The organism is Streptomyces tendae, assembly GCF_008632955.1.
GTDB lineage: Bacteria > Actinomycetota > Actinomycetes > Streptomycetales > Streptomycetaceae > Streptomyces.
Genome location: NZ_CP043959.1, coordinates 5,343,898 through 5,365,651 on the forward strand (window position 1 = coordinate 5,343,898; position 21,754 = coordinate 5,365,651).

The window sequence follows — 21,754 nt, forward strand, 5'->3', positions numbered from 1 at the left end:
TTGCCTCCCTGACCGGCCATATGTGCAGGTCGCGCCTGGGGAGGCGGTGCGGGGAGGCTGGTGGGGAGAACTCCCCTACTCGTCGCCGACTCCCTCGTCCTCATCGCGGGCGGCGATGGCCTCAAGGACGCGGTCGAGGCTGACGTGCTGACGGCCGCCGGTCTTGTACTCGCCGTGTCCGGCCTCGTCGAGAACTCGGCGCAGGTCCCGGAACGTCCACCCCTCGTACTCGCCCGAGTTGCGCTCGACCAGGCCACGGAGGACGTCCTGTGTGAGCATCTTCGGCTCGTGGCCGAGGACGGCCGCGATGTCGGCGAGGTGGTCGACCGGGGCGAACGCGGGCGCGTCGTCGGCCGGCCCGCCCTCGTACAGGCCCATGGCCCGCTCGACGACCGGCGTCACCTCGTCGATGCCCTTCTCCGGGTCCCGGGCTACGTAGTGGGAGCGGATCACCTCGAACGGCTTGTTGCTGAACCCGACGCTTACCGCCGTGCCGACGTCCTCGCCGGGGATCAGGGTCGTGGCGGTGATGCCGGCCTTGTGCTTGCCCGAGCCGAGCAGCCCGTCGTTGGCGACGTGGTCGCCGACGGCGAACGCCAGGCGGTGGGAGGTGTTGCGGGTGACGTCCCTCGGCAGGCTCTCCGCGGTCGGGGACACCGTGGTCCAGATCAGGGTGATGCCGACCTTGCGGGCCTTCTTCATCACCTTGATGGCCAGCTCAGCGGCCTCCTTGCCGTACTCCTTGTGCATGAACAGCTCGTGGCACTCGTCGAAGACGACGACCTTCGGCCGCATCCGCGCATCCCGCAGGGCCAGTTCACGCGTCAGCTTGGTCGCCTCGCCGCCGAGTTCCTCCAGCAGCTTGCCCCGCTCGCTCACCTCGTCGCGCAGGTTCCGCAGGGCCACCAGGGCGGCCTTCAGGTCTTCGTCCTCGTCGCCCTTGACCAGCACCCGCAGGCGCGGCTTGAGCGGGTCGTAGTCGACGTTGTACGCCATGACGTAGGCCTCGACGACCACCAGCGGGTCGAGGATCGCGCCCAGCAGCAGGGTGATGACGATGGACGTCTTACCCGAGCCCATGATGCCGCCGACCATGTAGTTCGCGGCCATCAGCTTGCCGATGATGGGCTCCCCGCGCTGGGACACGGCGATCGGGACGCCCTTGAAGTAGTCGACGGTGCCCTCGGTGAGCAGCGGCCACGGCGGCACGACCCCGGACAGGGAGCCCTGGTCAGCGACCCACAGGTCGAGCACGCCGGGCTGCCTGGGGGGTTCGGTCGGCCACGTCTCGACGGGCTTACGCATCAGGTTGTGCGCCAGCACGTTCTTCTTCGCCGCGATCATCTCGACGGTGACGCCCAGCGGCAGCTGAAGCTGCGTGTGCCAGCCGTTCCCGGAGCGGGTCGTGGGCTGCACCCAACGGGGCTGCCAGCCGTCCTTGATGGCCTTGTTCAGCGGCGCGATACCCAGGTTGCCCAGGGCGCGCAGGATGGCGTTCTCATCAGGCACGACGTCCCGCTGCTCCGGGTCGCCGGGCAGGGCCCAGGCGGGGGCTGCCTGCCGGTGCCGGCCGACCGCCCACACCCCGGCGAGGGCGAGCCACGGCAGGGCTGTGAGCAGCGGATCCCAGATGACACCGGCGATGAACGCGGCCCACGCGACCAGGTCGATCAGGGTCCGGGTGGGGGTGAGCACGTCGGAGACGTCGTGGTTGGCCCAGGCCAGCATGATGCCGAGCATCAGCAGGATGCCCGCACCGCCGATCGCGCCCATGGCGATGGCCTTGGGGGCGTTGATGGCCAGCTGCAGCAGCTCCATACGGCGCCGGTGGCGGGACTGGCGGAAGATGTAGGCCCGCTGCTCCCAGTCGCGGGCGACGTCTTCCTGACCGGCTGCTTCGGCGGCGCGCATCATCCGCTCGTGCCGGGCCGTGGTGCGGGAGTCCCAGACGCGGCGGGCGAGGATGCGGGTACCGCCGAGGACGTAGGAGCCGTGCCGGACGACGGCCCGGTATCCGTCGTTGCCGCGCACCTCGACGACGACGCGCCGCAGGGAGTCGATACGCACCCGGCGCCGCGGCTTCTCGGCCTGCTCGGTCTTGTCGACGACGGGAGCCTGCGCCTGCTCGGGTGCGAACTTCAGCAGGGACACCGTGGGGTTGACGTGCCCGTTTACCCTCTCGGGCGCTGTCTCGGTCATGCTGGCCTTTCCTTCTCTCTGCGGAGGGACGGGAGGCCCGGGGCGGCCGGTTTCGCCTGGCAGCTGACGGCCGCCCCGGGGTGTAGCTACTTGCCGTGCTTGCGACGGCGGGCCTGGTCCTCGATCCGTTCGACCTTGCGCTGCAGGTCCCGGATGTCGACGTCCATGCCGGCCACGCCGCGCTTTGCCATCCGGGCCACCAGGCCGGCGAGGCGGGCTTTCTCCCCGAACGTGAAGTCGCCGGGCGTCAGGTCATCGGCCATGGTCACTTTCCCTTCTGGAAGTCGGCCCACAGGCCGCGCAGGATCAGCAGGCACGCGGTCGCGCACACGGCTCCGATGGCGATGGCCACGGCGAACAGTGAGGCGACCAGGCCGACCGAGACGACGACCCCGCCGATGACGAGCCACTTCTTCGCGTCGAACTCCTGCCGGGGCGCCGGGGTCGGCGCCTGCTGCTGGTTGAGGAGCTGCTGGGCGGCGAGGATCGCGGCGATCTGCCGGGTCAGCTCCGTGTTGTCGGCGGCCTCGACCGCCTCCCGGGCGGCCTTCTCCAGATCGCTCATGACGTCGCCCCCGTAGCGGCCGGGACGATGGCGACACTCTGCTCGCGCTGCTCGCGGAGCCGGGCCGACACCCAGCCCACAGACCAACCCGTTTCGTCGGCGAGTTCACGAACGGTCTTGGACCCGGGGAGGAACGACGCGACGTAGGACCGGGCATCGTCCTCCCCCATCTTCCGGTCCTCGTTCACGGGCACGGCCGTGAGCGCGGGCCGTTCACCGCTGTTCACGGAACGGGGGGTGGACTGTTCACGGCGAGCTGCGGCCTCCCGTTCACGAGCCTCCCGGGCCTGCCTCGCTTGCTGCTCCCGGCGTTCACGAGCGGCCCGTTCGGCGGCCTCCCGTTCACGCTGTTCACGCTCTACCCGCTCGCGCTCAAGGCGTTCACGCTCAAGCTGTTCAGCGCGCTCACGCTCGGCCCGCTGCTGCTCCTCCCTGCGGAGACGCTCGGCAGCCTCCCGCTCCTGCGCCCGCTCCCGCTCCTCGCGTTCGGCCCGCTCCCGCTCAAGGGCAGCCGCATGCTCCCGCTCCTCACGGGCCCGGCGGTCCTCCCTGTCGAGCCGCTCCCGCTCCAGCTGCTCGGCGTGTTCACGGGCCTCCCGCTCCAACCGTTCACGGGTCTCCCGTTCCCGTTCACGCTCCTCCCGCGCACGCTGTTCACGGGCCTCCCGCTCCTCGCGCTGACGGCGTTCACGCGCCTCTTGCTCCGCACGTTCACGAGCCGTCTTCTCGGCGCGTTCACGGGCGATCCGGTCAAGGGCTCGGGAGATCGCCCGCCGGTACGACAGGGCGGCCTCCGCGGTGAAGATGAGCAGCATCGGGGCGACCGCGTGAACGGCCACGCCGACCACGTCCCCCTTCAAAGCGGAGTCCCCAATGTTCAGGGCGAGCGTGAACACTCCCGTCAGCCACCGCAGAAGAGTGGGCCACCGGCCGCCACGCTCCCCGAGCCGGGACACCGTGGCGTCCAGCCGGATCACGATGACGACCGCGGCGTCCACCACGATCGGCAGGATCGGAGCCGTCCAGTCCCACGCCGCCGGGGTGACCCGCTGCACCAGCGGAGTCACCGTCAGAACGGAGAACAGCACCGCGCCGGACGTGATGGTCCACGTCCCCGCAGATAGCGTCCGCTCGATGGAGCGAAGCTGTGCGGCACTCAAGATGGCAAGGCTGCTCATTCGCCCACCTCCGGGGCGGCGGCCCGCACTACGCGGTGCGCGGCCAGGCAGACGCCCTCACGGTCGCGCCGCTCGTTCGCGTCGAGCAGCGCAGCCATCAGGGCGGGAACAGACGGGGTCGGCCGGGCCGACCGGCACACCGCGCGCAGGGCGGCATGCTCGGTCGGCCGGCGCACGGGCCACTTCGCGGTCACAGGTCGCCCTCCGACAGCGACTCGGCGCACTTCGGGCAGTCGGGCGGGCACTCCTCCGCCTCGCCGGCCCGCGGGCCGACAGCCCAGCGGACGGCGATCACGGCGAAGGCCAGCAGGGCGAAAACGGTGGTCCACGCCTGGTCGTCCAGAACGAACTGGGCGACACACTCGGCGACCAGCAGCGGCACGACCAGGGCGAGGAACAGGGCTCGGCTCATCGCTCGCCGCCTTCCAGCAGACCGGCGACGCGCTCGGCGCCCGCCTCCGACAACTCGACGGCCACATACGTCAGACCGTCCGGCCGCTGCATGACAATCCGCAGGGCGACAGGGGCACCGACCGGCTTCGGGTCGACGGAAACCAGCAGCTTCGCCAGGGCGATACCGGCGTGGTAGTCGTTGACGAACCTCGGCTTAGGGGTGGCGCTCACTGGTCGCCCCCTTCCAGCAGCAGCAGACGCTCGTGCAGCTGGTGCATGGGGCCGATCGCCCAGGCGACGAGCGCGTCCAGCAGGCCGGCGAGGGTCTCGGCGTCGTACTCGTGCAGCTCGTCGAACTCGACCATCACCAGCGGCGCCTTCGGCCCGAGCTCGGAGAACGGCCGCTGCAGCAGGCCCGCCTTCGCCACGGCCACCGGGCCGTGACACGGCGTCTGCACCGTCAGCTCAATCTCCTCGCCCTGGTGCTCAATGTCGGCGCGGTACCCCTCGAAGGGGTGCTCGCCCGTGCACCAGGACGGCTCAGGCATCGTCACGTCGCCGTGATCGGCGGTGAACACGGTCACCGTGCGCTCGCTCATGCCGCTCACCAGCCCCGGACGCGCATCGCGCGGCGACGGGAGCAGGCCTTACGGGGCAGCTTCGGCAGAGCCGGCGTCTCCTCGACCCGCGTCAGGTCCACCGACTCGATGGCCAGGTAGCGGGAGCGGTCGACGTTCGCGTTACGGCGCGGCATCAGACGGCCTCCCCACGCAGCTCGGCGCCCTGGGAGGCGTTGTGCAGGCGCGCGGCGCGCGCCAGGTGGCGCAGCGACGAGGCGAACGCGATCAGGTCGTCCGCGAGCGCCTCCGCCATCTCCGGCGTGTGGTACTCCGGCATGTCGCCGGCCTCCACAGCGATGTGCGCCTGCCGCAGCCGCGAGTCCGTGGCGGCCGGGTCCGCCTGGAGCATGGCGAACATGAGCAGGTCACCGTTCGGCTTCAGGAATGAGGAGATCCCCACGTCCTCCGACTTGGAGGCGTGGGTGATGTCCTCCAGCTGGTACGGCTCGGCGGTGTGGTCCTCGACGCACCACGACGGGCAGGGGATCCAGGCCGTGTGAGAGGCCTTCCGCGTGCCGATCAGGGCGGGCACCAGGCGGAAGCCGGGCTTGAGGGTCGGCTGCGACTTGTCGGCGGCCGTCGGCTGAGAAGGGATGCCGGCGAGAGCGGCAGTGTGCTGGCTGATGGCAGACTGAGCCATAGCGGTTCTCCTGTGTCAGCAGGTGATCCGTCAGGCCCTATCTGCGTGCGGGAACACACAGGTAGGGCCGTTGACGTTCCGGGGAGGTCCCGGTGTCATGACACCCACGTTAGACCCTGGTGTCATGACACCGCAAGGGGCTAACCTCATGGCATGCCGAACGTAGAGAAGACCCCGAGGCAGACCGTGAGGGTCGAGAAGGAGCTATGGGACAAGGCCGGCGTCATGGTCGGCCCCCGACAGCGCGGCCAGCACATCCGGGACTTCCTGCGGTGGCTCACCCACGAGACGGACGATCTACCGCCCCGCCCTGCCGCTCCGAAGAGTGACAAGCAGCAGTCCGCAAACAGTCCGCAGGATGATCAATAACGTCTAGCGCTAGCAGACGCGTACCAACGGTCAAAACCGCTGGTCAACGCAATACGGCCCCTCCGTCGCAGATGACAGAGGGGCCGTTGTAGTTCGAGCTCTACTTCGACGTGTGACAGCGCCCCAGGTCGGAGCGGGTTTCCGCTCCCCTGGGCCGCGTGTGGGCCGTCGGCCGTGCCCTTCCTCGCCGGAAGGGCACGGCCGACGCCTGTTCGGGCCCGGCACCCGCAGCCGGCCGTCGCTCAGGTCAGCGCATCGGCTTCACCGGGCCGGCGTCCGCAGCCGGTGCGCCGAACGCGGCATCAAGGGCCCTACGGGCACGGTCCCGGCTGTCGGCACGAGGTGCGTGCACGACCGGCCCGCTCCCGCTCGCGGCGATGGGCTCGGGGATCCAATGGGCTCGGGGATCCACTGCTACCTCCGTACGACCCGCGTCCGGGACCCGAAGCCCGCCCCGGGCCTGCGCCCGGAGCCGCGGCCCGAGACGGCCCGACCGGACGGCCGCGGCGGACGGCGCCGAGCGCGGGCCGTCCGCTGTGGCCGGGTGGTCCGCTTCGTTGTCTACTGGGACTTATGTGACGCGCGCGACAGAGCGGAAGCCGTACCCGATTCTCCGAGGCGATTCTCGTGAACATCCAAGCCCGAGCACTTGTCGCTGCCACCGGAACAGTCGTGCTGCTGTCCGGGACGACCGTCGCCCACGCCGCCGGCGCCCCGTCGGCGACCGAGGCGAAAGCGGCGTCCTCCGTGACGGTGACCACCAAGAACACGCCACTGGGAAAGATCCTCGTCAACGAGAAGGGTCACACCCTCTACCTGTTCGAGTCCGACAAGAAGGACAAGTCCACCTGCAACGACGCCTGCGCCGAGGCATGGCCGCCGCTGAAGGCGGACGGCAAGCTCGTCGCCAAGGGCGGCGTGGACAGCAAGCTGCTCGACACCATCAAGCGCAGCGACGGTTCGAAGCAGGTGACGTACAAGGGGCAGCCCCTCTACACGTTCGCCGACGACACCAAGGCCGGGCAGACCAACGGCCAGGGCGTCGACGCGTTCGGTGCCAAGTGGTTCGTGCTGGGCACCGACGGCAAGAAGATCACCAAGCAGCCCGCGTCCCAGAACGGCGGCTACTGACCGCCCGCGTCACGTCAGCCCCGGCGTGTCGAACCCGTTGAGCTGCCACAGCGCGGCTGTGTACCAGAGCAGGGCGATCGCGCAGAAGAGCAGACCGCCCACGAGAGGCAGCGTCCACCCCGGGAACCGGTGGCTGCGCACCACGAGCACCTTCGCGGCGAAGGCGCCGTACAGGACGCAGCCGGTGACCGAGTGGATCGCCACCCGTGGCGACGTCGTCTCGACGCCGTACGCGCTCAGGCACTGGTAGGCGATCGGCACCGAGAGCAGGAAGGCGAGCAGTCCGGTCACCCGGTGCGCGAGGGGCACGGCGCGCGGTGCCGGCTTCGACCCGGGCAGCAGGCCGTACATCCAGGCGGCGAGCAGAAGCTGGACCAGCGCGAGACCCAGCAGGGCGCTCCCCAACCGGGCCTTGAGCTCCATTGCCTCGTCGTACCGGGCGCCGAACAGGCTGCTGTTCGGGTCGGGTGTCAGGCCCTGCCCCACGAACCAGATGCCCAGGCCCACGGCCACGGGGATCAGCAGCAGGGCCGCTGCACGCCCCTTGCCCGTCGCGCGGCGGGAGGGATCGGGTTGCTGTTCCACGAGGGCTCCGTACGAAGGGCGACGACCGGAATCCCCACCATGGCGCCGCCCCCGCCCGCCGCCCGGCCGACCGCTCCGCCACCCCACCGGGAATCACCCGATGGACGGCCCATGTGTGACGGACGCCATGCCGACCGCGGGATGCCCGGACACCGTCGGAGGGCCCCACCGCGAACGGTGGGGCCCTCCGACATCGGTTGCACCCCCGCCCCTGGTCGTCCAGGGGCGGGGGCGGCGTCGCGCGTCCGGAATACTTCCCTCCAGGCGGGTGCGGAGGGATCCTTGGTCTGACACTGCTGTTCGAGAGAAGGTCACGGGGATGTCCGAGCAGGACGACGACAAGCGCGAGTTCGACCTCAGGTGGGTGGACGGCGCCGAGCACAAGGAGCCGTCGGCCCGCGCCCGCATGCTCGCCGCGCGCTGGAAGGACAACCCGCCCGGGCCGGTGCCGTTCCGCGCCGACGCGGAGCACCGGGGGCGGCGATCGTCGGGACGCTCGTCGTGGGTGTCGACGGTCGTCATCCTCGGCTGCGTCGCCGCCGTGATCGTCCTGCTCGGCTACGCCCACATCGGCCCCTACTGATCCCGGTCAGTCGTTCCGGGCGACGGCGACCGTCGGTGAGGTGCGGGAGGCGCGCACGGCGGGCACCGTCCCGGCGGCTGCCGTCACCAGCACCAGGGCGCCGAACACCGCCGCGAGCTGCCCCGCCGGCACGGTGAAGGGGGCGCTCGCCTCCGCGACGCGGACCACCAGCCAGGCGTACGGCACGCCGAGGGCCAGCCCCAGCACCCCGCCGAGGAGGCCGTGGAGCGCGCACTCCGCCGTGACCATGCGGTGCACGGCGGCTGCGCCGAGGCCCAGGGCCCGCAACAGGCCGAACTCGCGCCCCCGCTCGACGACGGTGAGGCTCGCCGTGGTCGCGACGCCGGCGACCGCCACCAGGACGGTCAGACCCAGGACCACGATCACGATCGTGGCCGTCGTGCGCAGGTCGTCCGACGGCCCGGCCTCTGCGGCCGTGTCCTCGGCGACGACGCGCCCGTCGGCGCGCGCCGGGCCGGTCAGCTCGGCGGTGACGGCCCGATGCGCGCGCGCCCGCCCCCCTGCGGAGTCCTGAGCCGCGTCGGCGGTGACCACGGTGGGCGCGGGGTCCGCTCCCAGCACGCGGTCTGGCTCTCGGCGTAGAGGCGCCGCGTCTGGAGGGCGAAGGCGGTGAGCCACACCGTCAGCGTCAGCCCCCAGTAGACGAGCAGCATCCCGCCGTCGGCGAACGGCTCCATGCCCAGCAGCGACGCCCCGGCCGTGCCCGCCCCCGTCGCGAGCAGCACCGCGCCGCCCGCGGCATACGGCATCCAGGGGATCCGGGAGTGGTGGACGACCGACATCATGGCGAACAGCACGGCCAGGTCGTACGCGGCGGGCGCGTGCGCCGGCGGGTCGGCCACGTACGGCTCGTACAGGAGGAACTGCGCGAGGGCCAGCGCCATGACGACCGCCATCACGGTGGCGGGGCGTTGCCTGCGGGCGAGCAGGGCGAGCGCCATCAGGCCGCCCAGGAGCAGGTCGTGGTCACCGGCGTAGCGCTGTGCCGCCAGCAGGACCACCAGGGCGAGGGCGATGTCGGTCGCGGGGCCGAGGGCGCGTGCGTACCGGCCGGACGGCGTGATCCACGGAATCGGGCCCGTGTTCTCCTCGGCCAACCGTCCTCCCTCTCTCCTCCACCGGGCGCGACCGCGCAAGCGCCGGGCGGCCCGGGCGACTTCGGGGTGGGCGGCACCCCGCCGCCCATACTGCCCCAGCCCGTGGCCGGTCACGGCACGACGGTGCCGGACACCCCTGGACGGGCGCCCGGCACCGGTCGTGTGCTCAGCGGTTGTAGCGCATGAACGCGCGGACCATGTGGCAGGTGGTGACCGACGGCGGATGGACACCGATCAGCTCGGCGGCGCCGCGGATCGTCTCGTCGCGCGCCTGGCTGGGCAGGTAGACGCCGGAGTCGAGCAGGGCGATGGCGAGGCGCATCGCCTTCAGCCTGCGGTTGTGGGTGACGTACCACTCGCGCGGGCGGCCCGGCGGCAGCGGGCGCTTCTCCACCGGCGCGCAGGGCAGTTCGAGCAGCACCGGACGCTTCGCGGTGGACTGGGTGGGCAAGGGCTTCGGCTTGAGGGCGGCAGCGGGCACGGGCATCCTCCTGTCGCGGTCGGGGCGGTCGGCCGGGGTCCACGGCGACCTCGGCGACTCCCTCGAACACTTCCTCCATTCTACGTCCCGGCACTGACAATCAGCAGGCTCCCTCCGGCCAACAAATGCGCTGGTCCGCAAGGGTTTTGGGTGGGCGTCACGGGTGGTGCGCGAGATGCGCGGGGTGAACCAAGGAAATCGAACAGCGTCGGCCGGGCGTACCGTGTGCGGCATGGAGATCTGGATCAACCCGGCCTGTTCCAAGTGCCGCAGCGCGATCAGCCTGCTCGACGCGGAGGGGGTGGACTACACCGTCCGCCGCTACCTGGAGGACGTGCCGTCCGAGGACGAGATCCGCGAGGTGCTGGAGCGGCTCGGACTGGAGCCGTGGGACATCACCCGGACCCAGGAGGCGGCGGCGAAGGAACTCGGCCTCAAGGACTGGCCGCGGGACGCCGGCGCGCGGGACCGCTGGATCGCGGCGCTGGCCGCGCACCCGAAGCTGATCCAGCGGCCGATCATCACGGCGGACGACGGCACGGCGGTCGTAGCCCGCTCGGAGGAGGCCGTACGGGACGCGCTGTCCCGCTGACGCCCTGCCCCACCACTCCTGTGACGCACGCCACTTGGGCGACTTGGGCCGGCCGCTGAGCAACTGCGTTCGGTATCTCGTACATAGCGGCGTACGCTCCCCCGACCCCCTTGGAGGCGCGCATGTCGCGCAGGAGAACCCTCGGCCCGAAGAAGAAGCTGGCGTTGCTGCTGAGCGCCGCCACGGTGGCGGGCGGCGGTGCCTTCGTCATGGCGACCACGTCGAACGCGAGCCCGCCGCCGGCCACCACGAAGTCGGCGGCGGACTCGACGGTCTGCCAGGGGCTGGCCACCGCGCTCGGCAACAACCAGCGGTTCATCGCGGGCCAGCGGGCCGACCCCGACGCCCAGTCCGAGGCGCGGATCGCCAACCGCGAGGCGGTCATCGCCCAGATCCAGCTGCAGCAGGAGGCCTCCGGGTGCGCGGTGGGGGAGTCGGCTCAGGACTCCCAGCCCGCACAGCCGCAGCAGCCGGCCCCGTCCCGGCCCGCCGCGGGCGGCCAGGACGGGCAGGCGGGACAGGACGGGCAGGCCGGCCAGGAAGGCCAGAACGGCGGCGGGGCCGCCGCCGGTGAGCAGGTGTGCAACGGCTCGACCGTCACCCTCTCCGGTGAGGCGGGCGCCCCGGCCGCGTCCAGCAACCAGTTCCCGGCCGGCACGACGCTGAAGGTCACCAACCTGGACAACAACAAGTCCACGACGGTGGAGGTCACCTCGGTGTCCGGCAGCTGTGTGCTGCTGAACGACGCGGCCTTCGAACAGGTCCGCGAGCCGGGCAAGTTCCTGATCCGCAGGGCGCTGATCGAGAAGGTGGGGTGAGGTTCCTGGTGCGCCCGGAGGCCCGCCGTTCCCGTCCGGGAGCGGCGGGCCTCCTCATGCCGGGAGCGGCGGGCCCGCTCATGCCGGGAACGGCGGGCCTCTTCATGTCCCATCGCATACACCGGGCCCCCCTCCCCCGGGCCCTCACGCAGTGGTGCCGGGCGCACCGGCGCCCGGTAACACGGGGTTCACACCTGGGCAACGGTCGGGAAATCGCCTGTTGACATGCTGCGGGGCATCGACGGCGGCGCCCCAGTGCCGCAGCGCCGCAGCATCCGCACCAAGCGCGCCCAGACCCACCCCGAAGGATGTGGACCGTGAGCTTCAAGGCCGAGTACATCTGGATCGACGGCACCGAGCCGACCGCCAAGCTGCGGTCCAAGACGAAGATCCTGGGCGACGACGCGAAGGGCGCCGACCTGCCGATCTGGGGCTTCGACGGGTCCTCCACCAACCAGGCCAAGGGCCACGCCTCGGACTGCGTGCTCAAGCCGGTCTTCGTCTGTCCCGACCCGATCCGCGGCGGCGACGACGTCCTGGTGCTGTGCGAGGTCCTGAACACGGACATGACGCCGCACGAGTCGAACACCCGCGCCGCGCTGGCCGAGGTCGCCGAGAAGTTCGCCGCGCAGGAGCCGATCTTCGGCATCGAGCAGGAGTACACCTTCTTCAAGGACGCCTACCCGCTCGGCTTCCCCAAGGGCGGCTTCCCGGCCCCGCAGGGCGGCTACTACTGCGGTGTCGGTTCCGACGAGATCTTCGGCCGTGAGGTCGTCGAGGCGCACCTGGACAACTGCCTGAAGGCGGGCCTCGGCCTGTCCGGCATCAATGCCGAGGTCATGCCCGGCCAGTGGGAGTTCCAGGTCGGCCCGCTGTCCCCGCTGGAGGTCTCCGACCAGCTGTGGGTGGCCCGCTGGCTGCTCTACCGCACCGCCGAGGACTTCGGCGTCGCCGCCACCCTCGACCCCAAGCCGGTCAAGGGCGACTGGAACGGCGCCGGCGCGCACACCAACTTCTCCACCAAGGCGATGCGCGAGTCCTACGACGCGATCATCACCGCCGCCGAGTCCCTGGGTGAGGGCTCCAAGCCGCTGGACCACGTCAAGAACTACGGCGCCGGCATCGACGACCGCCTCACCGGCCTGCACGAGACCGCCCCGTGGAACGAGTACTCGTACGGCGTCTCGGACCGCGGCGCCTCGGTCCGCATCCCGTGGCAGGTCGAGAAGGACGGCAAGGGCTACATCGAGGACCGCCGTCCCAACGCCAACGTCGACCCGTACGTGGTGACCCGTCTGCTGGTCGACACCTGCTGCACCGCGCTGGAGAAGGCCGGCCAGGTCTGATCCGCGCCGCGATCCGTCCGAGGGGCGTCCACCGGAAGGTGGGCGCCCCTCGCGCCGTCTGCTTCAATGGACCCATGGCCGGCTTCCGCACCCACCACGCGACGGGTCGACGTGACCTGCAGCCGTTCTGGCCTTCCCGTCAGCACCACGACTTCGACCGGGTGTGTTGTCGCTCGACGAACGCGCCGGCCCTTTAACGCCCGGAACCTTACCGGCCTTCGGCCGCCGCGCACCGCGTACGTCCTCGACGAACCCTTCGCGCGAAAGAGCTGACGTCCCATGGCGACCACCCCTTCCCTGTCCTCCTCCTCCCCCCTCCCGCCCGTCCCCGCCGCCCGGTCCCGGCTGCGCGCCGTCGACCGGGACGAGGTGGTCACGGTCGCGGACCTGCTGCCGCCCGGCGCCACCTGGCTGCCCGCCGCGCCGGACGCGGTGCCCGTGCTGCCCGGCCGGCCGCCGATGGTCGGCTACCTGGTGCTGGTCCCCGCCGACCGGCGGCCGCCGTTCCCGCGGCCGGCGTCCGTACCGCCCGGCCCCGCGGACGACGACGCGTTGATCCGGGTCGACCCGGTACGGCGCACCGCCGAGGTCGACGGCCGCCAACTGGACCTGACGTATCTGGAGTTCGAGCTGCTCGCCCATCTCGTGGCGCACCCGGACCGGGTGCACACCCGGGACCACCTGGTGGGCACGGTGTGGGGCTACGGCCATGTCGGCGACGGGCGCACGGTCGACGTCCACGTCGCCCGGCTGCGCCGCAAGCTCGGCGCCGGGTTCCGCGACGCCATCCGCACGGTGCGCCGTGTCGGCTACAAGTACGTGCCGCCGGTGCGGCGCTGAGCGGGCGGGCGGTCCGGCGCTGAGCGGCCGGACGGTACGGCGCTGAGCGGGCGGGCGGGCAGGCGGTCCGGCGCCGGACCGCCGGTCTGCCGACAGCAGAAGCGTGTTCCCCGGTGCCGCCCGGCCGGGCAGAGTCGGCGGTATGAGACTTCTGTTGCTGGGTGGTACGGAGTTCGTGGGCCGGACCGTCGCCGAGGCGGCCCTCGCGCGGGGCTGGGAGGTGACCGTCTTCCACCGCGGGCGGCACGAGGCACCCCCGGGCACCCGGGAGCTGCTGGGAGACCGCACCGAGGTGGACGGGCTGGCGGCGCTGGACGAGGAACCGGGCACGTGGGACGTCGTCGTCGACACCTGGTCGTCCGCCCCGCGCGCGGTACGGGACGCGGCGCGGCTGCTGCGGGACCGCGCCGGACGGTACGTGTACGTGTCGAGCTGCTCGGTGTACACCTGGGCGCCGCCCGCCGGGTACGGCGAGGACGCCCCCGTGGTGGAGGGCGCCTCCCCGGACGCCGACGTGACCGACTACGCGCGGGACAAGCGGGGCGGCGAGCTGGCCGCGGTGGACGCCTTCGGCGCGGACCGCTCGGTGCTGGTGCGGGCCGGGCTGCTGCTCGGGCCGTACGAGAACGTGGGCCGGCTGCCCTGGTGGCTGAACCGCGTGGCGCGCGGCGGTCCGGTGCTCGCTCCCGGCCCGCGGGACCTGCCGCTGCAGTACGTCGACGGGCGTGACCTCGCGGAGTGGATCCTCGGCGCGGCCGAACAGGGGCTGAGCGGGCCGTACAACCTGATGTCGCCGCAGGGGCACACCACCATGGGCGAGCTGCTGGAGGCCTGTGTGCGGGTGACCGGCGGGCCGGCCGAGCTGCGGTGGACGGCGCCCGAGGTGGTCCTCGACGCCGGGGTGGAGCCGTGGACCCAGCTCCCGGTGTGGGTACCGCCGCACAGCGACATGCACGACGCGCTGCACTCGGCGGACGTCTCCCGGGCGGTCGCGACCGGGCTGCGCTGCCGGCCGGTCGCGGAGACCGTCGCGGACACCTGGGCCTGGCTGCGGGACATCGGCGGCACGGCACCGCGGCGCCCCGACCGGACGGTCAAGGGGCTGGACCCCGAGGTGGAGGCGAAGGTGCTGGCCGCAGCCCAGGGGGTGTAGCCAGCCCCACCCCACAGGCGGGGGCCGGACCCAGTGTGCCGCCCGGCGCGGACGGTGAGACTGGGCCCATGACCACCGGGACGCATGCACACGACGGACGGAACGCGGCGCGGGAATTCCCGCTCGCGGCGGTACGGGGACTGGCGCTGGCGCTGGTGTCGCTGCCGGGGGCGGTGGTGTGCTTCGTGGCGGCCGTGGTGTCGGTCTGCCTGATCCCGATCGGCGTCGGCATCGTCACCACGCCGTACGTGCTGAAGGGCGTGCGGGCGTTCGCGGACTGGCGGCGGGTGCTGGCGGCCGAGTGGGGCGGGGTGCGGATCCCGCCCGCGTACCGGCCGCTGCCGAAGGACGCGAACCCGTGGGCGCGGACCTTCGGCATGCTGGGCGATCCGGCGACCTGGCGGGACCTGCTGTGGCTGCCGGTCGACATGACGGCCGGCTTCGTCACCGCGCTGCTGCCGCCCGCCCTGATCGTCTACCCGCTGGAGGGGTTCGCGGTGGCGGCCGGGCTGTGGCGGGTGCTGCCGGACCCGTGGTGGTACGGCTTCGTGCCGGTGTCCGGGCAGAAGTCCGCACTGGGCGCCGCCGCGCTGGCCCTGGCACTGCTGGCGGTCGGTCATTTCACCGCCGCCCGCCTGCTGCGCGTCCACTTCCTGCTCACCCGGGCCGTACTGGGCTCCGGCGGCCGGGAACTGGCCGAGCGGGTGCGGGTGCTGACCGAGACCCGGCGGGACGCCGTGGACACCTCGGCCGCGGAGCTGCGGCGCATCGAGCGGGACCTGCACGACGGGGCGCAGGCGCGTCTGGTGGCCGTGGGGATGGATCTGGGGACCGTCGAGGCGCTGATCGAGAAGGACCCGCGGCAGGCGCGGGAACTGCTGGCACGGACCCGGCAGTCGTCCGCGGAGGCGCTGACCGAGCTGCGGGACCTGGTGCGCGGCATCCATCCGCCGGTGCTGGCCGAGCGGGGGCTCGGGGACGCGGTGCGGGCGCTGGCGCTGCGGCTGCCGGTGGCCACGGAGGTGGACGTGACGCTGCCCGGGCGGGCGGACGCGCCGGTGGAGTCGGCCGCGTACTTCGCGGTGAGCGAAGTGCTGGCCAACGCGGTGAAGCACTCCGGCGCGGACCGGATCTGGGTGGACCTGCACCACGCCGACGGACATCTGCGGGTGACCGTCACCGACAACGGGCGGGGCGGCGCGGTGATCGGGGGCGGTTCGGGTCTGGCCGGGGTGGAGCGGCGGCTGGGTACATTCGACGGCGTCCTGGCCGTCAGCAGCCCCGCGGGCGGTCCCACCCTGGTCACCATGGAGATTCCGTGCGTGTTGTCCTAGCCGAAGACCTGTTCCTGCTGCGTGACGGGCTCGTCCGGCTGCTCGGGGCGCACGGCTTCGACATCGTCGCGGCCGTGGGGTCCGGGCCGGAGCTGACCCGGGCGCTCGCCGAGGAGGAGCCGGACGTCGCCGTGGTCGACGTGCGGCTGCCGCCCACCCAGACCGACGAGGGGTTGCAGTGCGCGCTGCGGGCCCGGCGCGAGCGGCCCGGACTGCCGGTGCTGGTGCTCTCCCAGCACGTGGAGCAGCTGTACGCGCGCGAGCTGCTGGCGGACGGCGAGGGCGGGGTGGGGTATCTGCTGAAGGACCGGGTGTTCGACGCGGAGCAGTTCGTGGACGCGGTCCGGCGGGTGGCGGCGGGCGGTACGGCCATGGACCCGCAGGTGATCCAGCAGCTGCTGGCGCGGCGGTCCGGCGCGGACCGGCCGCTGGAACGGCTGACGCCCCGGGAGCTGGAGGTGCTGGAGCTGATGGCGCAGGGGCGGACCAACGCGGCCGTCGCGGCCCGGCTGGTGGTGACGGAACGGGCCATCGCCAAGCACACCGCCAACATCTTCGCCAAACTGGGCCTGGAGGTGTCGGACGACGACAACCGTCGCGTGCTGGCGGTTCTCGCGTATCTCGACCACGGCCGGTGAAAGGCGCGTCGTCCCGGCCACGGCCGGTGAAACCGGACACTGTGGTTCACCCCGGGTGGGTGATCCGCAACTCCCCGTGCGCCAGGGGCTGTTGAAACCTCCGGGACGGCACTGACTTCCCATCGATTCCCGCGACGGGTGAACACCCGTGGGGCGGCTTGCGTACTCAAGGGAGCCGCTTCGCTCCTAACGGGCGCCTCGATGCCCCGCACTGGGATGCCCCGCAAGGAAGTCAGAGGAGTTCCATGGGACGCAACACAAGAAAACGCCGTACACCGCTGGCCACCAAGGTGATAGCCGGGGCGGCGGCCCTGGCCATCGGTGGGGGCGGTCTGGTCTGGGCCAACTTCTACGCCTCGGCGCACGAGGAGAACGGGGGGCACAACCGGACGAAGTCGCGGCCGTCGCAGGTCGCCACGATCAACTGTCCGGACGTCGGCCAGAAGCTGACCAAGGTGCCCCGCAAGGCGCGCTGGGGCGTCGCGCGGGAACTGGCGCGGCTCGACCGTCAGATCACCGACGCGTACACGCGTCTCGCCGAGACGCGCCAGGCGCAGGCGGGCGACGCGAACTACGTCGACAACGCCATCCTCGGCCCGCTGAAGTCCAAGCGCGTGGCCACCCTGGACCGTATCGACATCAACATCAAGCGGGCAGGCGGCCAGGCGCGCGACCTCGGCCGGTTCGCCCCGTGCCAGGGCGTGCCCGCGGAGCAGCAGCCCGGGGGCGACGACGGCGGCCAGAACGGCGGGGGCCAGGACGGCGGGGGTCAGGACGGCGGCCAGAACGGCGGCGGTCAGGACGACGGCGGCCAGGGCAACGGCGGGCAGGCCGGCAACGGTCCCGTGGCGGACGACTTCATCAAGATCGAGGACGTGCAGCCGAACTCCCGCAACCTGCCCAACGGCCTCGCCGCGAACGGCGGCACCGGCTCGACCGGCAGCTTCACCACCGAGTGCGGCAAGAACGACAACGCGCTGCGCAACTCGGACAACGTGATCGTCGCGCCCGGCGTCAGCAACGGTGCCCAGCACCAGCACGACTACGTCGGCAACCAGGCCAACACGGCCTTCGCGAGCGACGAGGACCTGGCGAACGGCGAGACCACCTGTCAGAACCAGGGCGACCGGTCGTCGTACTTCTGGCCGGTGCTGCGGATCCAGGACGGCACGCAGGACATCGACCAGGACCAGCCGGGCGGCGGCCAGGACGGCAACGTCGGCAAGATCGTGGCGCCCACCGAGGTGAACCTGAAGTTCGTCGGCAACCGGACCGGCGACGTGGTCGCGATGCCCCGGGCGCTGCGCATCATCACCGGTGACGCCAAGGCCTTCACCAACGGTCTGAACAACGCCAACACCGCCTGGAGCTGCACCGGCTTCGAGGACCGGCAGGTGACGGACAAGTACCCGATCTGCCCCGAGGGCAGCGGCGTGGTCCGTACGACCAGCTTCCAGAGCTGCTGGGACGGGCAGAACAGCGACAGCGCCAACCACCGCACGCACGTCGACTTCGTCGAGGCGGACGGCACCTGCTCGAACGGCTTCCAGGCCATCCCCCAGCTCCAGGTCCGCCTGGTGTACGACAACATCCCGGCCCCGCAGATCGACAACGGGCAGCTGGTGAGCCCGTACGCGGTGGACACCTTCCCGGAGCAGCTGCACAAGCCGATCACCGACCACAACGACTTCATCAACTTCTTCGACGAGAACCTGATGAACGAGATGGTCGAGTGCATCAACAGCGGCCGCGACTGCCAGTAGGCGGGCGGGCCCCGGTCCAGGGCGACCGGTAGAGGGAAAGGGCGAAGGCCGGCGGTGGGAGTTCCCACCGCCGGCCTTCCGTGTGTCCGGTGCGCGGCCCGGTCAGCCGTGGTGGCCGCCCTTGTTGTGGCTGCCACCAGGGTTCATGTGCTCGGACCCCTCCTCCAGGTCCCCGCCGAGGCTGGACCGCAGGGCCTCGACCGTCCGCTCCTCGCCGACGGCGACCCACTTACGGCCGACGAGGTAGTAACCCCCGTAGTCCTTCGCGGTGTTGAGCCACTCCCGCTGGCCCCGGTCGGTGGAGAAGGTGGCGAGGACGTACTTCTCGTCGCCCTTCCCGCACAGCGCCTGGCGGATGGTGTCGGCGTCGGTCTGCATGTCGGGGTCGCACTTCGCCTCGGCGGCCAGGTGTTCCAGGCTGCCGGTGGCGGTGGGCGGCACCTGGTCCTCGCCGGTGCCGCCGGACCCGCAGCCCGCCAGCGCCAGGGCCGCCACCGCGCAGGTCAGCGCGCGCATCGGTCGGGTCACCCTCATGTGTTCCTCCGGTCTTGACGGCGACATCGTGGGCGGCGACATGCCGCACGGAGCCCCGGCCGGGGGCCCTCGGCATTCGATACGGCTGCGGCGCGCCCCGCGCTCAATCGCGGCGCCACGTCCGCCGGTCCCGCCGGGCGGGGGACGTGCGGGTCAGGTGACCATCCACGGATTCGCTCGTTCTGCTGAACGTGCAGTCACAGGATGTCGCCGCCCAGTCCCCCGTGCCCTCCTCCCCCGCCGGTCCGGTCGTGGACGTCGAACAGGCCGAGGCCGCGCTCGTCGAGCACTATCCACGGCTCGTGCGGCTGGCCTACCTCGTGCTGCCCTCCCGGCTGGGCCGCACCCGGCGGGTGCTCACCGCGCACGCCCTGGTCCAGCGGGCCCTGCCCCGGGGCCGCGCCGCCGCGCCGCTGATCCCGGCGCAGACCGCCGGCCGGGACGGCGACCCCGGCTACGCGCTGGTCCGGCTCCAGGTGGTGCGTACGGCACTGGAGGCGGGGCTGCCGCTGCGCCGCCGCGGCCTGCCGAAGCGCGCCCAGCTGCCGCCGCTGCTGCCGCACGTGTGGGGGCTGAAGGTGTTCCCGCGGCCGGGCGGGGCCGACGAACTCGCCCTGGACCAGCGGCTGTCGGCGCTGTCCGGCCCGGCGCGGGCCGCGCACGCCCTGCGCGGCCTCGAGCGGCTCCCGGACGGGGACGTGCGCGGGGTGCTGACCGCCGCGGGCGTCGCCGACGTGGACGCGGCGCTACGGGAGGCCGACGGCGTCCCGGACCCGTACCGGCTGCTGGACTCCCCCGAGTTCGACCCCTGTTCGCTGCAGGCACGGCCGACGGACCTGCTGCGCCGCCGCCGGCACCTCAAGGCCGGGCTGGTCGGGGCGGCGGCGCTGGCGGTGTGCGGGGCGCTGCTCTCGCTGCCGGGGGACGGCTGGGGTGCCGACGGCCCGGCCGCTCCCCCGTACGCGCAGAACCCGGCCGCGCGGGCCGCGCTGGACCCCGCGAAGCTGACCCGGGCGCCCGCATCGGCGTGGAAGACGTCCGCGCGCACCGACTTCTCCGTGTGGCCGGCGCGCGGCGCGCTCACCGGCGACCGGGCGCTGCTGCGCCGCGCCCTCGCGGTGTGGGCCCGGCCGGGCGAGGGCGTCAAGGCGACGGCGACCCCGGGCACCCCGTCCGGCGGACCCGCCGGACCGCCCCAACTGCTGTACGCGGGGACGGTGGACGGCGCCCGCGTGGTGATCCTGTACGACGGCTGGCGTCTCGCCCGCTACGCGGAGCCGGAGCACGGCACCCGGGGCGCGGCCCTGGACCTGGCCCGGGTCGACGGTGCCGGGCGGGCCGGGGCGAGCGCGGTGGTGCTGAGCCGCTCGGACGGCAACGTCCGCTTCCTGGTGGCCCCCTGGGTGCGGGAGGCAGGTGAACGGGACCTGCGCGAGCCGGGCTCCGGCACCATGGACCTGTCCCTCGACGGCGGGGTGACCGCCCCCTTCGTCTCCGTGGTGGGGCGGGAGCCGTGCACCGCGTGGAACGCGCTGGAGCTGACCGACGGCACCGGTACCCGCGTGATGACGGACCTGGGCGAGCTGGTCCCGGCCCGGCTGACCGCCGGGCGCCCGGGTGAGGCCGACGACCTCTCGGGGGCGAAGGAGCTGCGCGCCTGGGCACCGTACGCCTGCTCGCTGGCCGTGATGCGCTCGGCGGGCGTCCGCAGCGTCAACGCCTGGACGTTCGCCGGGCAGCCGCTGCCGGACGCGGACGGTGAGGCGGAATGGCTGTGCACCCGGGGCGAGACCTGGCGGGGCACCGGGGCGCGGGTGCTGGCGCAGTTCCACACACCGGGCGCGCGGTACGGGGCGGTGGCGGCGACGGCGCAGGACGTGCCGGCGTGCGGGGAGCGGCGGCCGGAGGTGCTCGCGGGGGTGCTGTGGAAGTCCGCCGAGGGCGCCTGGTACCTGCTGGCGGCCGGCAGCGACGGCGTGGCCGGTGTGAAGGCCACCGGCGGGATCGAGGGCAGCGCGAAGGGCCGGCTGCTGTCCGTGCGGGCCGAGAAGGGCGCCCGGGCGGACCTCGAGGGCACACTGGAGGACGGGGGGCCGGTCGGCGGGCTGCGGTGATCCGGGGAACACCGGTTCCCGGTCCGGCCCGTGGGAGGCCGGAATCAATCGGTAAGGTGTTCGTATGACTACCGGGGTACGTCGCAGGTTGGGAGTCGAGGAGCGTCGGCAACAGCTGATCGGCGTGGCCCTCGAACTGTTCAGCAGCCGTTCCCCCGACGAGGTCTCGATCGACGAGATAGCGTCCCGGGCGGGCATCTCGCGCCCGCTCGTCTACCACTACTTCCCCGGCAAACTCAGCCTGTACGAAGCCGCGTTGAGGCGTGCCGCGGAGGACCTGTCGTCGCGGTTCACGGAGCCGCACGAGGGCCCGCTGGGCTCACGGCTGCGGCGGGTGATGGCCCGGTTCTTCGACTTCGTCGAGGAGCACGGCCCCGGATTCTCCGCCCTGATGCGCGGCGGCCCCGCGGTGGGCTCCTCGACCACCAACGCCCTGGTCGACTCGGTGCGTCAGGCCGCGTACGAGCAGATGCTGGCGCACATGGGTGTGGTGGGTCCGGCGCCGGCGCGGCTGGAACTGGTGGTGCGCTCCTGGATCTCGCTCGTCGAGTCGACGGCGCTGATCTGGCTGGACGGGCGGCGGGTGCCGCGCGAGGAGCTGGAGGCGCAGCTGGTGCAGAACTTCGCGGCGCTGGCCGCGGTCGCCGCCGCGCGGGACGAGGAGATGGCGACGCTGCTGCGCGGCCTGGTCAAGCAGGAGCCGGGCGACGGCCCGTTCACCGACCTGGCCGCCCGGCTCATCTCCCTGGCCACCGACTGA

At 72.4% G+C, this 21,754-nt stretch carries 27 protein-coding genes; 12 read left to right on the forward strand and 15 right to left on the reverse strand.

Features of this window, described 5'->3' with window-relative positions; genetic code table 11:
- Positions 1-75: 75 nt before the first annotated feature.
- From F3L20_RS24595 to F3L20_RS24630, 10 genes are all read right to left on the reverse strand, one after another.
- On the reverse strand, positions 76-2,199 hold the full coding sequence (locus F3L20_RS24595) for a cell division protein FtsK (RefSeq protein ID WP_150156189.1): 2,124 nt from the start codon (positions 2,197-2,199) through the stop codon (positions 76-78).
- An 86-nt stretch (positions 2,200-2,285) separates the two neighbouring features.
- Positions 2,286-2,462 (reverse strand): DUF6257 family protein, encoded by a 177-nt coding sequence (locus F3L20_RS34110; RefSeq protein WP_167534601.1) that lies wholly within the window; start codon positions 2,460-2,462, stop codon positions 2,286-2,288.
- Positions 2,463-2,464: 2 nt separating this feature from the next.
- A complete protein-coding gene (locus tag F3L20_RS24600; RefSeq protein ID WP_150156190.1) occupies positions 2,465-2,764 on the reverse strand; it encodes a hypothetical protein in 300 nt (99 codons plus the stop codon).
- A complete protein-coding gene (locus tag F3L20_RS24605) occupies positions 2,761-3,924 on the reverse strand; it encodes a DUF2637 domain-containing protein (protein ID WP_150156191.1) in 1,164 nt (387 codons plus the stop codon). Before F3L20_RS24605 ends, F3L20_RS24600 begins: the two co-directional genes overlap by 4 nt.
- A 14-nt stretch (positions 3,925-3,938) precedes the next feature.
- On the reverse strand, positions 3,939-4,136 hold the full coding sequence (locus F3L20_RS24610) for a hypothetical protein (protein WP_150156192.1): 198 nt from the start codon (positions 4,134-4,136) through the stop codon (positions 3,939-3,941).
- The gene (locus tag F3L20_RS24615) at positions 4,133-4,354 is read right to left on the reverse strand and encodes a hypothetical protein (protein ID WP_150156193.1); all 222 of its coding nucleotides are present in this window, start codon (positions 4,352-4,354) and stop codon (positions 4,133-4,135) included. The genes F3L20_RS24610 and F3L20_RS24615 overlap by 4 nt, the downstream gene beginning before the upstream one ends.
- Complete coding sequence (locus F3L20_RS24620) at positions 4,351-4,566, reverse strand: hypothetical protein (protein WP_150156194.1); 216 nt, start codon at positions 4,564-4,566, stop codon at positions 4,351-4,353. Before F3L20_RS24620 ends, F3L20_RS24615 begins: the two co-directional genes overlap by 4 nt.
- Entirely contained in the window at positions 4,563-4,934 is a 372-nt protein-coding gene (locus F3L20_RS24625; RefSeq protein ID WP_150156195.1) for a DUF6907 domain-containing protein, read from the reverse strand. The genes F3L20_RS24620 and F3L20_RS24625 overlap by 4 nt, the downstream gene beginning before the upstream one ends.
- 5 nt (positions 4,935-4,939) lie before the next feature.
- Entirely contained in the window at positions 4,940-5,089 is a 150-nt protein-coding gene (locus tag F3L20_RS34115) for a hypothetical protein (RefSeq protein WP_167534602.1), read from the reverse strand.
- On the reverse strand, positions 5,089-5,595 hold the full coding sequence (locus tag F3L20_RS24630) for a DUF6907 domain-containing protein (RefSeq protein WP_150156196.1): 507 nt from the start codon (positions 5,593-5,595) through the stop codon (positions 5,089-5,091). Before F3L20_RS24630 ends, F3L20_RS34115 begins: the two co-directional genes overlap by 1 nt.
- Before the next feature lie 996 nt (positions 5,596-6,591).
- Here F3L20_RS24630 and F3L20_RS24635 point away from each other — a divergent pair.
- Entirely contained in the window at positions 6,592-7,095 is a 504-nt protein-coding gene (locus tag F3L20_RS24635; RefSeq protein WP_240810746.1) for a COG4315 family predicted lipoprotein, read from the forward strand.
- A gap of 9 nt (positions 7,096-7,104) precedes the next feature.
- Here F3L20_RS24635 and F3L20_RS24640 read toward each other — a convergent pair whose 3' ends face one another.
- A complete protein-coding gene (locus tag F3L20_RS24640) occupies positions 7,105-7,680 on the reverse strand; it encodes a DUF6529 family protein (RefSeq protein ID WP_240810747.1) in 576 nt (191 codons plus the stop codon).
- Between the two features lie 319 nt (positions 7,681-7,999).
- On the opposite strand from F3L20_RS24640, the gene F3L20_RS24645 reads away from it, so the two are divergent.
- Positions 8,000-8,263 carry a hypothetical protein gene (locus F3L20_RS24645; protein ID WP_150156198.1) on the forward strand — a complete coding sequence of 88 codons (264 nt, stop codon included), beginning with the start codon at positions 8,000-8,002 and terminating at the stop codon, positions 8,261-8,263.
- Between the two features lie 6 nt (positions 8,264-8,269).
- Here the strand turns inward: F3L20_RS24645 and F3L20_RS24650 are convergent, their stop codons facing one another.
- The 3 genes from F3L20_RS24650 to F3L20_RS24660 form a co-directional block, all read right to left on the reverse strand.
- Positions 8,270-8,818 carry an FtsX-like permease family protein gene (locus tag F3L20_RS24650; protein WP_240810748.1) on the reverse strand — a complete coding sequence of 183 codons (549 nt, stop codon included), beginning with the start codon at positions 8,816-8,818 and terminating at the stop codon, positions 8,270-8,272.
- Complete coding sequence (locus tag F3L20_RS24655) at positions 8,743-9,381, reverse strand: hypothetical protein (RefSeq protein WP_206338819.1); 639 nt, start codon at positions 9,379-9,381, stop codon at positions 8,743-8,745. Before F3L20_RS24655 ends, F3L20_RS24650 begins: the two co-directional genes overlap by 76 nt.
- 166 nt (positions 9,382-9,547) lie before the next feature.
- On the reverse strand, positions 9,548-9,862 hold the full coding sequence (locus F3L20_RS24660) for a hypothetical protein (protein ID WP_150156199.1): 315 nt from the start codon (positions 9,860-9,862) through the stop codon (positions 9,548-9,550).
- Between the two features lie 232 nt (positions 9,863-10,094).
- Here F3L20_RS24660 and F3L20_RS24665 point away from each other — a divergent pair, with 232 nt between their 5' ends.
- The 8 genes from F3L20_RS24665 (at position 10,095) to F3L20_RS24700 (ending at position 18,346) form a co-directional block, all read left to right on the forward strand.
- Positions 10,095-10,454: an arsenate reductase family protein gene (locus F3L20_RS24665; protein WP_150156200.1), complete on the forward strand. Its 360-nt coding sequence runs from the start codon at positions 10,095-10,097 to the stop codon at positions 10,452-10,454.
- 122 nt (positions 10,455-10,576) lie between these two features.
- On the forward strand, positions 10,577-11,272 hold the full coding sequence (locus F3L20_RS24670; protein WP_150156201.1) for a hypothetical protein: 696 nt from the start codon (positions 10,577-10,579) through the stop codon (positions 11,270-11,272).
- A gap of 317 nt (positions 11,273-11,589) precedes the next feature.
- Positions 11,590-12,618 (forward strand): glutamine synthetase, encoded by a 1,029-nt coding sequence (glnII, locus tag F3L20_RS24675; RefSeq protein ID WP_024882676.1) that lies wholly within the window; start codon positions 11,590-11,592, stop codon positions 12,616-12,618.
- 279 nt (positions 12,619-12,897) lie between these two features.
- Entirely contained in the window at positions 12,898-13,458 is a 561-nt protein-coding gene (locus tag F3L20_RS24680) for a winged helix-turn-helix domain-containing protein (RefSeq protein ID WP_150156202.1), read from the forward strand.
- Between the two features lie 142 nt (positions 13,459-13,600).
- Positions 13,601-14,611, forward strand: a complete 1,011-nt coding sequence (locus tag F3L20_RS24685) for an NAD-dependent epimerase/dehydratase family protein (protein WP_150156203.1) — start codon at positions 13,601-13,603, stop codon at positions 14,609-14,611.
- A 68-nt stretch (positions 14,612-14,679) separates the two neighbouring features.
- A complete protein-coding gene (locus tag F3L20_RS24690) occupies positions 14,680-15,945 on the forward strand; it encodes a sensor histidine kinase (RefSeq protein WP_150156204.1) in 1,266 nt (421 codons plus the stop codon).
- The gene (locus tag F3L20_RS24695; protein ID WP_150156205.1) at positions 15,930-16,583 is read left to right on the forward strand and encodes a response regulator transcription factor; all 654 of its coding nucleotides are present in this window, start codon (positions 15,930-15,932) and stop codon (positions 16,581-16,583) included. Before F3L20_RS24690 ends, F3L20_RS24695 begins: the two co-directional genes overlap by 16 nt.
- A 245-nt stretch (positions 16,584-16,828) precedes the next feature.
- Positions 16,829-18,346 carry a DUF1996 domain-containing protein gene (locus tag F3L20_RS24700; RefSeq protein WP_150156206.1) on the forward strand — a complete coding sequence of 506 codons (1,518 nt, stop codon included), beginning with the start codon at positions 16,829-16,831 and terminating at the stop codon, positions 18,344-18,346.
- 102 nt (positions 18,347-18,448) lie between these two features.
- Here F3L20_RS24700 and F3L20_RS24705 read toward each other — a convergent pair whose 3' ends face one another.
- Entirely contained in the window at positions 18,449-18,880 is a 432-nt protein-coding gene (locus F3L20_RS24705) for a hypothetical protein (protein ID WP_150156207.1), read from the reverse strand.
- Positions 18,881-19,071: 191 nt separating this feature from the next.
- Between F3L20_RS24705 and F3L20_RS24710 the strand changes: the two genes are divergently transcribed.
- A complete protein-coding gene (locus tag F3L20_RS24710; RefSeq protein WP_150156208.1) occupies positions 19,072-20,994 on the forward strand; it encodes a hypothetical protein in 1,923 nt (640 codons plus the stop codon).
- 64 nt (positions 20,995-21,058) lie between these two features.
- Positions 21,059-21,754, forward strand: coding sequence for a TetR/AcrR family transcriptional regulator (locus tag F3L20_RS24715; RefSeq protein WP_150156209.1), 696 nt, complete (start codon positions 21,059-21,061; stop codon positions 21,752-21,754).